The sequence below is a fragment of the Fervidicola ferrireducens genome, from assembly GCF_001562425.1.
Lineage (GTDB): Bacteria > Bacillota > Thermosediminibacteria > Thermosediminibacterales > Thermosediminibacteraceae > Fervidicola > Fervidicola ferrireducens.
The window spans coordinates 16,493-31,951 of the sequence record NZ_LOED01000016.1 but is presented as its reverse complement, the minus strand read 5'-3'; the positions used below and the strand labels follow the sequence as shown (position 1 = coordinate 31,951).

Here is a 15,459-nt window from a genome sequence, read left to right as displayed (position 1 = left end):
ATTCCTGTAACCTTTCTTTAACATCGGCATAATTCAGTTTTTAGCCTACCTATGAGGGATTGAAACCAAGTTGCGGAAAAAGATGTTTAATGAACTCGTATTTTTGGTTTTTAGCCTACCTATGAGGGATTGAAACTACACCTTCACGTCTGCACCCCAGGCGTAGTAGGTGGTTTTTAGCCTACCTATGAGGGATTGAAACGTATCTTGCCAGCAGGTATACCGTCGCCGCTACCGCAGCGTTTTTAGCCTACCTATGAGGGATTGAAACTCGACGACCTCCGCATCTCCAGCCGCGCCAGGACGGACGAGTTTTTAGCCTACCTATGAGGGATTGAAACCTCAGAGCGATGAGGAGCCGCTAAAAAGCAATAGCAGTTTTTAGCCTACCTATGAGGGATTGAAACAGTTTACGCCTAAGTAATTCCACTAAAAAACCTGCCAGGTTTTTAGCCTACCTATGAGGGATTGAAACCCGGTAAAAATGAAATATATCTACCCGGAAAGGGTGGTTTTTAGCCTACCTATGAGGGATTGAAACAGTGGAATACCACAAATTATCATATCGGAAGCTACACATGTTTTTAGCCTACCTATGAGGGATTGAAACCCGATAACCTCAATCGTTATAATCGAGATTTTCTCAAGTTTTTAGCCTACCTATGAGGGATTGAAACACAGCATACCATATCGCAACTGCTGATGTATACACCGGTTTTTAGCCTACCTATGAGGGATTGAAACAATTTTCTCGACTGCGACAAAAACTTTATCCATCTTGCGTTTTTAGCCTACCTATGAGGGATTGAAACCAAACTAATGTTCGCTATTATGGTTAAAAAAATTTATGTTTTTAGCCTACCTATGAGGGATTGAAACTTCTCGTCTTCTTCCTTCTTCGCTGAAAACTCATATTGTTTTTAGCCTACCTATGAGGGATTGAAACTTTAGCACAAATGGCAATTCCACCACAAACCGCATATTGTTTTTAGCCTACCTATGAGGGATTGAAACACTTCTAGCTCGACGCCGAGATAAAGCACGCCAGGTGGTTTTTAGCCTACCTATGAGGGATTGAAACTTGACTATGAATGCTGGATGCGGATTGGAGGGCCAAGGTTTTTAGCCTACCTATGAGGGATTGAAACGATACCGCCGAGATGGTCAACCTACCCGAAACTGGAGTTTTTAGCCTACCTATGAGGGATTGAAACAGAAAGTGTAAATTTTTGAACGGTGGCACCTTCTTCAAGTTTTTAGCCTACCTATGAGGGATTGAAACTCATCATAGACTACAGCGGCAAAATAGATGAGACGACGTTTTTAGCCTACCTATGAGGGATTGAAACTAGTTCTCACGGCGTTTTAAAAGGTCGTTTGTTTCAACGTTTTTAGCCTACCTATGAGGGATTGAAACACGTTAAGCCTTTCAAGCATGCCGAACACCTCCTTGTTTTTAGCCTACCTATGAGGGATTGAAACAATTACAGAATCTTTGTAGAAGTACAAAGCGTTACGGTTTTTAGCCTACCTATGAGGGATTGAAACCCAATTCGTCAACGGCAGTCTCTATGCCTTCGCTTTGTTTTTAGCCTACCTATGAGGGATTGAAACCAACCCCCTTGCCGATAACTTTTTCCAGGAAAGTATCGTTTTTAGCCTACCTATGAGGGATTGAAACTTTCCAGCCCGGTAACTGCCACATTGAAGTCCGAAAGTTTTTAGCCTACCTATGAGGGATTGAAACGGTTCAATTCCACCTGAAACTCCTGCTATAAAACTTAGTTTTTAGCCTACCTATGAGGGATTGAAACTCACGACAGACAACAACAAAGTAAAAGTTTGCCGACTGTTTTTAGCCTACCTATGAGGGATTGAAACTTTTTTGATAAAAACTTTTCCCCACTTAAAAAGTTTGTTTTTAGCCTACCTATGAGGGATTGAAACAAAGGAAATTGATACTGCATTTTTGAAAACCTGTTTGTGTTTTTAGCCTACCTATGAGGGATTGAAACTTGTAAACATTATTTATTTCAATCAAATAATCACTCCGTTTTTAGCCTACCTATGAGGGATTGAAACTCTTTATCTTCCCTAAAGGGAAGACCGGATTTTTTAAGTTTTTAGCCTACCTATGAGGGATTGAAACCCATCCTCTAAGTTCTGGTAAGTTCTGGTTGGTTTTTGTTTTTAGCCTACCTATGAGGGATTGAAACTGGTTTCTATCAGTTTTCTCTTTGCTATCTCTTCGATGTTTTTAGCCTACCTATGAGGGATTGAAACGCATAACCGATAACGGCCTGATAAAATACACCTTCCCAGGTTTTTAGCCTACCTATGAGGGATTGAAACTTGCAATACTCGGTAAATCTATTTCAAGCACATACACGTTTTTAGCCTACCTATAAGGGATTGAAACAAAGACGTAATGAGATGATACGCAAGCATTTCCAAGTTTTTAGCCTACCTATAAGGGATTGAAACTCCCAGACGGCATCATCTACGTGGACGAGCCGTCCAGTTTTTAGCCTACCTATAAGGGATTGAAACTTGCTTGCTGTATCAGCCTTACGTCGGGCATCTAGAAAAGTTTTTAGCCTACCTATAAGGGATTGAAACCACCGCAATGCGCACATGATGCAAAGAGCCTATCGTAGTTTTTAGCCTACCTATGAGGGATTGAAACAACACTACGCGGCCGTATACTTCTTCACCGTTTGGGCGTTTTTAGCCTACCTCTAAGGGATTGAAACGAGAGTAGCCGCAGTATGAAAAGTCACAGTTCTGGTCTCGTTTTTAGCCCACCTATAAGGGATTGAAACAGAGATAAGAAAATATTTTAGAAAGAACAGATTATTAGCTTAGAAAAACAAAGTAAAAAATGAATGGTTATCTCTTGCAGGAAAGGGGGTAAAAATTTGGGGTTGATGCATGAAGGCTTCAGTAAAGAAGAAAAAATATTGCTTTTAGCTTCAGTTCTGCACGATATTGGTAAGTTTTACCAGAGAATAGGCGACGAAAATACTAAAGCAAAGATAGAAAAAGAATATAGCACGTTGATAAAATCTGAGGGAGCATACGGGCCAAGACACCAGGAGTGGGGGGCGTATTTCTGTGAGAAGAATGTCGGAATAAGCGAAGTAATAAGTGCAGTGAGGAACCACCATGACCCTATAAATATGGTAGATTTGATTGTTGCGATTGCTGATAAGATTTCAGCATATGAAAGAGAAGATATTGATGAAGATAAAGGGAAAGCAAAACAATTAATTTCTATCTTTTCAAATATTGAGCTAGACGGTATCGGAGCAGAAAAATTGCATTATAAAGAAATAGAGCCGATTTATAAATATCGGAAGCCCACTGATGAAATTTTAAGTGAAAAAGAATGCGAAAAGAGATACTCGGGTTTATGGAAAGAATTTGAGGATAATTTCAAGAAAATAAATAGTTATGATGATATTACAGAGCTTAACAAGCTTTTGTATTTGCTTGAAGAATATACCTCCAACATTCCTTCTGCCTTCTATTATTCCAGGCCGGATATATCTCTGTGGGGACATTTAAAGTCTACGTGTGCCATAGCGTTTTGTATTTTTAGAGAAGAAAAAGATAGGGGGAAATTAGAATCTATCCACAACAAGTTAAAAAGGAAGATAATTCCCCCTAAAGGAGAGGGAAGGTATTTTTGCCTGGTAAAGGGCGATATTTCCGGAATACAGGATTTTGTTTATGACACCAAAATGGATGGCGCCACGAAAGCATTAAGAGGAAGGTCTTTCTACATCTCCTATATTATGGACTTAATAGCAAAGTACATATTAAGGACTGAAAAATTGCCGCTAACTAACTTGTTATTCTCAGGCGGTGGCCATTTCTATCTATTGATGCCCGCAAGCTTTATGGAAAAAGTTGGAGAATATCAGAAGTTTATTGACGAAGTGTTTTTTGAGGCTCACAAGGGGAGACTTTCGGTATTGTTAGGAGCGGTAGAGGCGGATATAAATGACCTTATATGTAATTTCCCTGAAAAAATGGACGAAGCAAGCAGAGAAGTTCAGCATAAAAAAACCAGGAAATTTTACGAGCTGGTAAAAAATAAGAGTATATTTGAGATAAAAGAAGAGCCGGGCAAGAACGTATGTCCTCACTGCGGAAGGTATTATGATGACGAATGTCATTTCTGCATCAGTTTTGAAGAACTGGGCGAAGACCTTATAAAGAAGAGATGTTTGTATGAAAAACATGTTGTCCCTGAAAAATTGAGCATAAATAAGTGTTTCGATGTCTTCAAATGCTTTGGAGTTGAAGTAGAATTTCTGGATATTCCCAAAAAGGGCTTTTGTTATGATTTAAAGAAAGAAAGGCACGAAAAGTTTGATTTCGATAGTTTTATTTACTATTTGAAAGTGCCTACATATATGAAACTGGAGGAGCAAAGCGGAAAAATAATAAGCTTCGATGAAATAAGTAAAAGTGCTAAAGGGATAAAGACATGGGGAATATTGAGGGGAGATGTTGACAATCTAGGGAGGATTTTTAGAGAAGGGTTGAAGGATAACAAGACGATATCGAGAGTGCTTACTTTGTCTTCCGAGCTTTCAGTGTTTTTCGGCAAGTATCTGGAGGATGTCATAAAAGAAGAATACGAGTATTGCTATGCGATATATGCCGGTGGCGATGATTTCTTCTTTGTGGGTCCGTGGGACAGAATGCCGTATTTGGCGTTTGAAATAAGGAGGCTTTTTAAAGAATATACAGGGCATAATCCGGTGCTCAATATTTCGATGTCCTTTGAGATTTCGCCTGATGAGAAATTTCCTCTGTATAAAGTGGCCATTGAAGCTGGAGAACATCTAGATGAGGCAAAGGCTTATGAGAGAGAAGGAATGAGGAAAAATTGTTTTTCATTTTGCGGTTGCAATATAGGGTGGGAAGAAATTGATAAATTTATAAAGGTAAAAGAACTGATTGTGAGTGCATTAAATGAAAAGACGCCGAGGTCTTTGCTAAATATAATTTATAGAGCTGTGGAAGATTCAAAAATATCCGAAAGGCGAAACGAAATTTTTAAAGTGTGGAAACTCGTCTATTATATTTCTAGGTTAAAGCAAAGGGTAAGAAAAGATGCAAAAGGCTATATCGAAGAAATTCAAGACTTGTTATTAGATAAAGGAAATAAGTTATACAAATTTGCCTATGTTTCGGCAAGATGGGCAGAATTAGAAACAAGAAAAGCAGGGGAGGGTAATTAAATGCAGGATAACCGTATGAGTAATAGAGGGAATCAGGGGGGACAAGATGTAAATCTTTTGCTTGATTATGTTTTGAAGAATATAGAAATAGCTATCAATAAAGAGAAGGACAAAAGAGGCGATGTGCTTATTAAATGTGCAGAAAATTTTGGTGAGGCATTGAAAGGGGTAAGTTATTCGAAGATCAGAAAGGTTTATAATGAAGCCAAAAGAATAAGCAGGGAAGAGTTCGGTGATGAGGCGATTTACAGGTTGAAGTTTTTAAAGTCGCTGATTGCCTATACAGAGGGCAGGTTTAGTGAACTTAGAAAAGTTAAGTTTTCCGAAGTGCTTTCACGGGCAATCGATGAGGCCGAAAAGAATGAAGACAACTATAAAAGGTTTTTCGACTTTTTCCAGGCAGTTATAGCATATCACAGAGCAAAAGGCGGAAAAGAATAAGGGTTAGGGGGTATGTTTGATATGAAAAATTTCAGTTATGTATTGAAGGGCAAATATATAATCAAATTTGATATAATTGCCAAGACGGGTCTACATATAGGTGCTTCCAATAACAGCCTGGACATAGGCGGAGTTGATAATGCCGTCATAAAAGACGAAGAAGGCAAACCTTATATTCCTGGAAGCAGTTTGAAAGGGAAAATGAGGTCTTTGATGGAATATGCCGAAGGACTCATTAAACCTGAAGAACTTATTTTTTCAAAAGAGAGCAAGGATGATCCGATAAGGATACATATGTGCGACAAAGAAGATTGTGCGGTTTGCAATATATTTGGGCGAAACCATGGAAAACATAAGTTTGTCAGCGGGAAAGAAGTTGTATTTGAAAATATCACGCCTACGAGACTAATTGTCAGAGATGCGAAGCTTGATAAAGAAAGCATAACTAAAGAGATGAAAGAGAATATTGATTTTGAATGGACTGAAGTAAAATTCGAAAACAACCTGGACAGAATTACTTCTTCTGCGAACCCGAGGCAGACCGAGAGAGTGCCAGCGGGTGCAAAGTTTAAGGGCGAAATGGTGCTAAATGTCCTCAATGATGAAGGGACGAAGTATTTGAGTAAGGTTATCCAGGCGATGAAGCTTTTGGAGGATGATTACCTGGGGGGACAGGGAAGCAGAGGATACGGCAAGATAAAGTTTGAGAATATAAAAATTACTTTCAGGGACAAGGAGTATTATGAGGAAGGAAGAGGAGAGAAAGTAATAGTAGAAAATGCGAAAGACCTCAGTGAGATAAAGCTATAAGCTGAGCGATGGTGAAAGATATGAAAAAGTACAGGGTGAAATTAAAGTTTAAAGGCCCCGTGCATTTCGGGTATAAAGAAAAAATGGACAACTTAACGGAATATGTGGTCCACTCCGACACGATCTTTAGCGGCATAATGTGCTGCTACAGTCTGCTGTACGGCGAAGATAAAACCGATAAATTGGTGGAGAATTTTGCCAGTGGTGTTTGCCTTTTTGAGAATTCCTCTGCTTTTGTCTACGTCGGTGAAGATTATCTATTGCCAAGGCCCATCAATTTAGATTTGTATGATTTAGTAGGGGATTATAAAAAGGCTAAAAAAGTCAAGTATGTTTCGGAGAGCATACTTGATGATAAATGCAGGTCGGGAGTTTGCAAAGGACAGTTCTTATTAAAAGAAGATTATGGCGGCGACGTTGTCAAAATTTCGGAAAGGCCCAGAGTGGTTCTGGACAGGGTGAGCAATAGCAGTAATATATACTATATTAGCAGCTGCGTTTTTGATGAAAATGCAGGGCTTTGGTTTTATTTGAAAGTAGATCCGTCTATAGAAAGAGAGATATTGGCAGCTATAAGGCTTCTTGGAGATGAAGGCCTTGGTGGAGAAAGAACCTACGGGTTTGGTTGTTTTAAACCTAATTTTATAGAGGTTAAGGATGACGAAAAAGATTCAAACGAGTATCTGCTGCTTTCTCTTTACAGTCCATCGCAGGATGACGATCTTAAGGGTTCTTTGCTGGGCTATGATTTTATAGAAAGAGGAGGTTATGTTTATTCGATTTACGGAAGCGATATCAAAAAAAGGCGAGTCAGAATGCTGGCAGAGGGGAGCGTTTTTAGAAAAAAATTGAGGGGAACTGTAGTGGATGTAACACCCGAAGGTTTTGATGGGCATAGAGTTTTAAGATACGGGGTGGCATTTTTGAAGCCATTGTAAAAAGAAGAGGTGTTGTGTATTGAAAGGCTATGAGGTTGAAATAATTTCACCATTGAGTATCGGAAACGGCATTAAAAAAGTGTCTTTTGAATATGTGTGCAGCAAGGGGCAGCTAAAGTATATAGATATCTATAAATTGCTTAAAGACATCAGCAGGAGCAAAATCTTAGTTGATGGAGTTATAAGCGGGTTCAGAAGGGGCTATGTGGATTGGAAATCTTTGAAGATAAATGTCGACAATTATATTAAATATGTAGTGGAATGTGTGGGAACTCCAGCAGTTAGAGGCGGAGTAGTAGAATTCATAAAGACGGCAGGGAAACCATACATACCGGGCAGTTCCATAAAGGGAGCTGTGAGGAGTTCCATAACAAGAGGGTTGTACAGCAGTGTAAATCAAATTTACACATCATCAATTTATAGTGAATCAAGGGAATCCGACCCTAAGAGAGCTGACGACAGAGCAGAAGAAAACATTTTCGGCAAACCGCACAACTCGCCTTTCAGGTTTTTGCTTATAGGGGATACGGAACCTTTTTACGTAGAGGATATGGGAATTTACGAAATGAAGATTTTGAATATATGTAACGGCAGGGTAAAATGGTACAACAGAGCAAATAACTGTGATGATCCAAAAGATGCTCTTTCGATATTTTTGGAAGCGTTGAAAGAAGGAAGTAAGGGTAAAGGATTTTTGAGCATTGATGGAAGGATTAACGATAGTTTTGTTATAAACGAAGCAAAGATTAAGAGGGCAAATGACATAAAAAATTTTGTGAGCTTAATAAGAAAAGATATTGATAACTATATTGAAAGAGAAATAAAGTTTTATGAGAAGTTTTCGATGTACGACATAAGTAACTTTTACAAACAGTTAAAAGACTTGAGTAATCAGCTGAAAGACAACGAAATATTGGTACAAATCGGCTTTGGTACCGGCTTCAACAGCAAGACAGTTTCAAGTTTATTCGAGGGCGAAAACAGGTTGAAACTGAAGAAATTCATAAAAAAATTTGATTCTGATGTGTTTCCTAAAACTAGAAGGATTATATTTAAGGACGGCAAACCGTACACTGTGCCGGGGTGGGTAAAAATAAGTTTTTATTAAAGAGGAATGGTTAATGGATATGCTGAGAATGAAGATAATTTGCAGTGCAAAAAAAGGGATATTTTTCGATTCATTTTATAAGCGCTATCTTAAGGCTTTCTTCAAAAAATACTGTGATGACGATTTGTTTGTGTTTTCGGATGTTTTTCCTAAAAAGACAAGGAAGACTGATAGTGGGTTTTGGGCAATCGATAAAATTGCCTTTTATTTTTCGCATCCTGATGTCGAAACTTTGGTTGGTCTGTCGCTAAGGCTGTTAAAAGAAAAGATAGTTATAAATGATAATCAAAAACTTGGAATTGAAAGAATAGATTTTGTTAAACCAAAGTGCAGTAAAAGTGGTTATTTGTGGTCGCCGCTGGTTGTTGTTGATAAAAATTTTAAGCCTGTCGAATACGAAAAAAAGCCGGAGGAATTTAGCGAATTGTTGAGGGCCAATTTGATAGATAAGTACGAGAGAATTTTTCACAGGTACCCGGATGATGATAGATTTGTTTTTCTTTTTAAGAATAATTTTGAGAAGAAAATTGAGGGAGATTTAGTTGCTTATATAGGTGCTTTTGAAATAGTAGGGTCGAAGATACTTGCGAAAGTAGCTTATCTTTGCGGGCTCGGTTTTTTCAACGAAGACGGTTACGGGATGATTTCCGATGAGCTTTATGTTTGGAAACGGTAAAAAGAGATGATTATTGCTTTAATCTATAGATTCAATAATGTTTCTGGCTTTTTGTAGAAAGTAATTCAAGTTTTCTTTCAGACTGGTGCAGCTGCTCGCCGACTTTCTGAAACCACAGTGATTTATATCGTTCCTGATGCCGGCAATGTCGTAAAGTAGTAAAAATATGTCTTTTCCGAGAGCGTTGATGAACCTGACTTCGTCTTCGGATATTTCCTCGCCCTTCTTCAGTTTATACGATATTTTGCTTGGGATTTCTCTGTAGGCTATTTCTGTAATATTCAAGTTCATTTTCTCCAGGATGTATGTAATAAGGCTTTCTTCCAGTATCGTTAATCCCTGCTGAATGAGGTTATTTTGGCAGCATAATTCGACTATTTTCAAATAGGTTCTGATATTGCTGTCTTCATATGTAATCATATTGTTCAGTTTTTCGGTTATATATTTGAAAGGCTTTATTAGAGATTTTCTGGCACTGTTATTGCTTTCTTTTATATCGCTGAGACTTTTATAGAGTCTTTTATAGCTGTCAACCAGATTTAATCCTCTGCAAAGCAGTCCATTGTCGGCATTCTTCGTATCTGCCGGTGCCCAAAAAGGACAGAAGCCTGGCCATGTATTGATACCTCCTGGAAAATAGGTTTACAGTAAAAGTTTAACAAAATTCAATTTTATCAACAAGAAAAGGGAAATTTGGGGTGAATATAGAATAACTAATACAGAAAATCTTATAGAAAAAAGAAGGGATAATCATGAGGATAAAAGTCGCTTTTTCTGCAAAAGAACCTTTAATACTGCCGATTCATTATAACTACATAGTCCAATCTTTTATCTATAAAAATTTAAGTGAGGAGTTTTCGGAGTTTTTGCATAATCAAGGATTTAAATTGGGCAGCAGGAGTTTTAAACTTTTTACTTTTTCGAGATTGATGGGACGATTTGAGATTTTGCAGGATAACAAGATTAAAATATATCCTCCATTTGAGTTAATAGTTTCTTCGCCGGTTGATAGGTTTATAAAGGATTTTGCAAGCTCGCTTTTAAAAAATAACAGTTTTGATTTGGTAGGACAGGGCGTAGAAATAAATGGAATTTCTGTTTTATCAGAATTAGATAAAGAAAAATGTAAAGACGGCTTGTTTATTAAAATGCTTTCACCTGTTGTTGTCTATAAAACGTATCTTGATGATAGAAAGGACAAGAAAACATATTATTTCAATCCTGAAGAAGATGAATTTGCTGTGCTGATCAAGGAAAATTTGCTTAAAAAGGCTAAACTGCTGAATATGGATGATGTGGAGAGTTCGAATTTTAAAATAGAACCTGCATTTGAGTTGAATCAAAAGTACTGCAAAATAATAAAATATAAAGGAACGGTTATTAAAGGCTGGATGGGAGTTTATAAACTTTTTGCAGATTTTCCATTATTAAAGGTTGCGTATGATACTGGATTGGGAAGCAAGAATTCCCAGGGTTTTGGCTGCTTTGAGGTAATAGGAAGCTAAAAAGTTTTTGAATTGCGAAGGAGTAAATATGAGTAATTATGAAGAACAGAGAATGTCGAGAAGGCAGAAAAATGTTTTTGTTAATTTCCCACGAAATTGATGAAATCCAGAAAGAGCAGGCTGAAGAATTATACGGGGTAAGATGTTTTATCAAACTGCCGGAAGAACTGCAGGAAAAGTGGTCTAATATACCTCCGGAAATAGACGAGGTTAGAGATTATATAAGTGACATTAAAGAATTTATATTATTGAATGCCGAAAAAGGCGATATTGTTTTGGTGCAAGGAGACTATGGCGCGACGTACGAAATAGTTAATTTTTGCAAGGAAAATAATCTGATACCTGTTTATGCTACGACATAAAGGGTTGCAGAGGAGAAGAGGGAGAAAGACAGGACGATAATAAAAAGAACGTTCAAACACGTAAGGTTCAGGCAGTATTAAAAATGTCGTCGACCTCCAATAATGCAAAAACCCCCGGGGACCGACGACAGGGCAAAATGCTAATAGTGATAGAATTTATGCGGGGTGAGAAGGATTTTATGTATTTTTGTCGAATTATTTATTGAAAATTAACGCAATCTATTTTCTCTTTAAATCTTTTATTTTTTAACCATTTTACGGGTTTTTAGCCTACCTATGAGGGATTGAAACAGGAGATCTTTCATGGCTAGCCTGCGTAGTTTGCCACGTAGTTTTTAGCCTACCTATGAGGGATTGAAACTCGCATTCATGAAGGGCGTGCCCGCTGCCGACATGAAGTTTTTAGCCTACCTATGAGGGATTGAAACTCTACGATTCTCAGATTAAAAGCTACGCCCAGGCAGTTTTTAGCCTACCTATGAGGGATTGAAACTCTCCTTGGCCCGCATGATGGCCAGCATACTCATGGGTTTTTAGCCTACCTATGAGGGATTGAAACATGTCCTCTATGCTACCTTCGCCTTCCTGGATAAGCGGTTTTTAGCCTACCTATGAGGGATTGAAACAAGCAACGAATGCGCAACGAATGCATTCGTTACGCAGTTTTTAGCCTACCTATGAGGGATTGAAACCGATGAATTCGTGAAGCTCCACCCCAAGAACTTCCCCCGTTTTTAGCCTACCTATGAGGGATTGAAACTCAGGATGTATGCTTCTGGCCTCATGGGCGGAGCTGGTTTTTAGCCTACCTATGAGGGATTGAAACCCTTGTTGTCGGGAATCATCTTCTTGACAGTCTTAACAAGTTTTTAGCCTACCTATGAGGGATTGAAACAGCAACCGCTGGCCTGATGTGGTCCTCATCTATCGGAGTTTTTAGCCTACCTATGAGGGATTGAAACCTATCTTTAGTGTTGCGGATGCTGCGTCCACAGACCTGGGTTTTTAGCCTACCTATGAGGGATTGAAACAAGCCATTGAAGCGGAAATCGAAGAAACGGAAAACCGTTTTTAGCCTACCTATGAGGGATTGAAACTGTCACCATTGAGGAAGACCACCACTACCTCGTCTCCGTTTTTAGCCTACCTATGAGGGATTGAAACGAAAACGACCATTCCCAAGGGGCACAAGCAGGAATCTGTTTTTAGCCTACCTATGAGGGATTGAAACATCTTCAGCATCGCTCATCACCCTCTTACGCCGTGGTCAGTTTTTAGCCTACCTATGAGGGATTGAAACCTCCTCCCCAATTAGCATTATACAACAAACCCTAGCCTTCGTTTTTAGCCTACCTATGAGGGATTGAAACATAAATTTTCATCTGCCCGCTTGACCCGGACGGAGTCGGTTTTTAGCCTACCTATGAGGGATTGAAACTCCCCCCGCTATCGTCTTTCTGATTATGATTATACACATGTGTTTTTAGCCTACCTATGAGGGATTGAAACCGTGCAACCAGTGGCAGGGATTGCACCATGAGGCTAGCGTTTTTAGCCTACCTATGAGGGATTGAAACTCTCGTAGTCGGCAGGATAACGATCTATAACGTACTCGTTTTTAGCCTACCTATGAGGGATTGAAACGAAACCAAAGAGGGACGATTATATATCGTTGAATCTTGGTTTTTAGCCTACCTATGAGGGATTGAAACTTCACCGCTGCGGTTTTGTACATCTTTTTGCAGACGAGTTTTTAGCCTACCTATGAGGGATTGAAACTCATACAGCGGGAAGGAGGGAAAGTGAATGCAGGTCCGTTTTTAGCCTACCTATGAGGGATTGAAACCCTATCTAATCCTTCCTGAGTGGCGGATAAAAAGCATAGTTTTTAGCCTACCTATGAGGGATTGAAACACTGGCTGATATATGCCGTTGCCATAATATCCTCCTTTGTTTTTAGCCTACCTATGAGGGATTGAAACTGACTTCCCACAGGTGCCGTTTATCTCCTCCAATAAGTTTTTAGCCTACCTATGAGGGATTGAAACGCTAACTTTATCAACGGCAATCCATTCATGCCAGTGAGGTTTTTAGCCTACCTATGAGGGATTGAAACTTGCTTCCATTGCGGCGGATATGGCAGCCAGCTTCATTGTTTTTAGCCTACCTATGAGGGATTGAAACGCTCATAGTCTCCTTTGACCGCCTCGCCGGTTAAAGTTTTTAGCCTACCTATGAGGGATTGAAACATCCTCTTGATCTTCCGGATGTTGCAGATAAATTTCATGTTTTTAGCCTACCTATGAGGGATTGAAACAGAAAATGATCAAGGAGGCGGCGTAAATGGACGATTTGGTTTTTAGCCTACCTATGAGGGATTGAAACAATAGCCTGCCGTTTCACACGCAGGCTGGTTGTTTCCGTTTTTAGCCTACCTATGAGGGATTGAAACATAAAGACTTGACCCAGGCTGACTGCTGGGGCCCACAGTTTTTAGCCTACCTATGAGGGATTGAAACCTTTATAAACTTTTTGTAGCCCACCAAGCCGGGACTGGTTTTTAGCCTACCTATGAGGGATTGAAACGCCTTCAAGCTCGTTATCCCCGTCCACGGACATCTCGTTTTTAGCCTACCTATGAGGGATTGAAACTAAACTCAAAGCGGCGCGGAAGCCGAGGTCGCCGGTTTTTAGCCTACCTATGAGGGATTGAAACTAGAAAAGCACAATCTTCCCAGGATTCGCTTCCATGAGTTTTTAGCCTACCTATGAGGGATTGAAACCACCGGCACGCCGAATGCTCTTGCAATTGCGCGTCGACTGTTTTTAGCCTACCTATGAGGGATTGAAACCTCGAAGCTAGTCTTAGGGCCTGGTAAGACCGGCCGTTTTTAGCCTACCTATGAGGGATTGAAACCATCGTGTCTAGCGTGTCGCATGATGCCACCAACCGGAGGTTTTTAGCCTACCTATGAGGGATTGAAACCCATTTTCCCTTACCTCCCGCTTACAGTCTTGGCAAAGTTTTTAGCCTACCTATGAGGGATTGAAACCGATTGCATCCTGGCTGATTCCGGCGCTCAAAAAATGTTTTTAGCCTACCTATGAGGGATTGAAACAAAAAGAAGCCGCCGACATAATCGAACGGCTTCTATAGTTTTTAGCCTACCTATGAGGGATTGAAACACTTCATAGACTTAATAGCCAGAGAAGAAATCCCTTGTTTTTAGCCTACCTATGAGGGATTGAAACCTACTCGCGCCAAAGTTAGCGCCGCCGGGGTCGCTTCGTTTTTAGCCTACCTATGAGGGATTGAAACGCCCTGGAAATTCATCAAACTTAAACGAATTTATTGTGTTTTTAGCCTACCTATGAGGGATTGAAACCCCTGCCGTAAACACGGCGCTCATCGGCTCGCATTTGTTCGAGTTTTTAGCCTACCTATGAGGGATTGAAACTTCCCCTTCTTGACGATGGACCCTCGCATTATATCCTGTTTTTAGCCTACCTATGAGGGATTGAAACCCTTGACACTGAATTTTGACCCTACTGATACAGGGCAGTTTTTAGCCTACCTATGAGGGATTGAAACTAAAAGCGAAGCTGGCAGGATGGGAGAAGGTAGAACCGTTTTTAGCCTACCTATGAGGGATTGAAACCGTATTTCTCCGCTTGCCGCCTGTTAGGAAACCAGGTTTTTAGCCTACCTATGAGGGATTGAAACTCCTCATCCACCTGCTGGAAGAGCGGGAAGTATCGCAGTTTTTAGCCTACCTATGAGGGATTGAAACGAGTTTTTGTGTATATTGCCCTGGCAACAGGGTATTGTTTTTAGCCTACCTATGAGGGATTGAAACACCGAATTGAGGGCAATATTCTCGCAGTAGAAGAAGGCAGGTTTTTAGCCTACCTATGAGGGATTGAAACTTTCTGGGCCCCGAATACAAGGACTACGGTCTTGTCGTATGTTTTTAGCCTACCTATGAGGGATTGAAACCATCCAAATAAGAGCTAAAAACCTCAGCGCTGCTCCAGGTTTTTAGCCTACCTATGAGGGATTGAAACCTCTCACAGCGGCGGATACGGCGGTATTTTATAGCCGTTTTTAGCCTACCTATGAGGGATTGAAACTCCGCAACGCATACCCAAAGGTACTACCTGCAACGCCCAGGGTTTTTAGCCTACCTATGAGGGATTGAAACTTTGTTCAAACGAGTTATACATAGAAACACCGTCCGTTTTTAGCCTACCTATGAGGGATTGAAACCCGATTTGAAGCTCCCGCATCACCGGCCAAGCGATGGCAAGTTTTTAGCCTACCTATGAGGGATTGAAACCCGGGTTTTCCTCATCGTCGCCGGGGA

Annotated in this window: 9 protein-coding genes and 2 CRISPR repeat arrays (2 of these 11 only partly in view); of the genes, 8 read left to right on the top strand and 1 reads right to left on the bottom strand. The window is 39.9% G+C overall.

What is annotated here, in order from left to right:
• Nucleotides 1–2,822: direct repeats of the CRISPR family, unit length 30 nt; unit sequence GTTTTTAGCCTACCTATGAGGGATTGAAAC; it reaches 7,806 nt to the left of the window's first position.
• Between the two features lie 105 nt (nt 2,823–2,927).
• Genes cas10 through cas6 (AN618_RS07085) form a run of 6 tightly spaced genes read left to right on the top strand, consistent with a single transcriptional unit; the run spans nt 2,928 to nt 9,228 of the window.
• On the top strand, nt 2,928–5,255 hold the full coding sequence (gene cas10 / locus AN618_RS07110; RefSeq protein WP_245628443.1) for a type III-A CRISPR-associated protein Cas10/Csm1: 2,328 nt from the start codon (nt 2,928–2,930) through the stop codon (nt 5,253–5,255).
• The gene (gene csm2, locus AN618_RS07105) at nt 5,256–5,696 is read left to right on the top strand and encodes a type III-A CRISPR-associated protein Csm2 (protein ID WP_066353497.1); all 441 of its coding nucleotides are present in this window, start codon (nt 5,256–5,258) and stop codon (nt 5,694–5,696) included.
• Between the two features lie 21 nt (nt 5,697–5,717).
• Nucleotides 5,718–6,506, top strand: coding sequence for a type III-A CRISPR-associated RAMP protein Csm3 (gene csm3 / locus AN618_RS07100; protein ID WP_066353495.1), 789 nt, complete (start codon nt 5,718–5,720; stop codon nt 6,504–6,506).
• A gap of 20 nt (nt 6,507–6,526) precedes the next feature.
• Complete coding sequence (gene csm4 / locus AN618_RS07095; protein ID WP_066353494.1) at nt 6,527–7,444, top strand: type III-A CRISPR-associated RAMP protein Csm4; 918 nt, start codon at nt 6,527–6,529, stop codon at nt 7,442–7,444.
• A 19-nt stretch (nt 7,445–7,463) separates the two neighbouring features.
• Nucleotides 7,464–8,552 (top strand): type III-A CRISPR-associated RAMP protein Csm5, encoded by a 1,089-nt coding sequence (csm5, locus tag AN618_RS07090; RefSeq protein WP_066353493.1) that lies wholly within the window; start codon nt 7,464–7,466, stop codon nt 8,550–8,552.
• 13 nt (nt 8,553–8,565) lie between these two features.
• Complete coding sequence (cas6, locus tag AN618_RS07085; protein ID WP_066353492.1) at nt 8,566–9,228, top strand: CRISPR-associated endoribonuclease Cas6; 663 nt, start codon at nt 8,566–8,568, stop codon at nt 9,226–9,228.
• Nucleotides 9,229–9,246: 18 nt separating this feature from the next.
• On the opposite strand, the gene AN618_RS07080 is transcribed toward cas6 (AN618_RS07085), so the two are convergent.
• A complete protein-coding gene (locus tag AN618_RS07080; protein ID WP_066353490.1) occupies nt 9,247–9,648 on the bottom strand; it encodes a TM1812 family CRISPR-associated protein in 402 nt (133 codons plus the stop codon).
• Between the two features lie 332 nt (nt 9,649–9,980).
• Between AN618_RS07080 and cas6 (AN618_RS07075) the strand changes: the two genes are divergently transcribed.
• Nucleotides 9,981–10,733 carry a CRISPR-associated endoribonuclease Cas6 gene (gene cas6, locus AN618_RS07075; RefSeq protein WP_066353489.1) on the top strand — a complete coding sequence of 251 codons (753 nt, stop codon included), beginning with the start codon at nt 9,981–9,983 and terminating at the stop codon, nt 10,731–10,733.
• Between the two features lie 71 nt (nt 10,734–10,804).
• Nucleotides 10,805–11,095 carry a CRISPR-associated protein Csx20 gene (gene csx20 / locus AN618_RS07070; protein WP_222926391.1) on the top strand — a complete coding sequence of 97 codons (291 nt, stop codon included), beginning with the start codon at nt 10,805–10,807 and terminating at the stop codon, nt 11,093–11,095.
• Between the two features lie 261 nt (nt 11,096–11,356).
• A CRISPR array of direct repeats spans nt 11,357–15,459; the repeat unit is 30 nt; unit sequence GTTTTTAGCCTACCTATGAGGGATTGAAAC; it runs 443 nt beyond the window's last position.

What these genes read in the sequence shown, in the direction of transcription:
- cas10 (WP_245628443.1), top strand. Translation starts at nt 2,928, where the DNA reads ATGCATGAAGGCTTCAGTAAAGAAGAAAAAATATTGCTTTTAGCTTCA.
- csm2 (WP_066353497.1), top strand. Translation starts at nt 5,256, where the DNA reads ATGCAGGATAACCGTATGAGTAATAGAGGGAATCAGGGGGGACAAGAT.
- csm3 (WP_066353495.1), top strand. Translation starts at nt 5,718, where the DNA reads ATGAAAAATTTCAGTTATGTATTGAAGGGCAAATATATAATCAAATTT.
- csm4 (WP_066353494.1), top strand. Translation starts at nt 6,527, where the DNA reads ATGAAAAAGTACAGGGTGAAATTAAAGTTTAAAGGCCCCGTGCATTTC.
- cas6 (WP_066353492.1), top strand. Translation starts at nt 8,566, where the DNA reads ATGGATATGCTGAGAATGAAGATAATTTGCAGTGCAAAAAAAGGGATA.
- AN618_RS07080 (WP_066353490.1), bottom strand. Translation starts at nt 9,648, where the DNA reads ATGATTACATATGAAGACAGCAATATCAGAACCTATTTGAAAATAGTC.
- cas6 (WP_066353489.1), top strand. Translation starts at nt 9,981, where the DNA reads ATGAGGATAAAAGTCGCTTTTTCTGCAAAAGAACCTTTAATACTGCCG.
- csx20 (WP_222926391.1), top strand. Translation starts at nt 10,805, where the DNA reads ATGTTTTTGTTAATTTCCCACGAAATTGATGAAATCCAGAAAGAGCAG.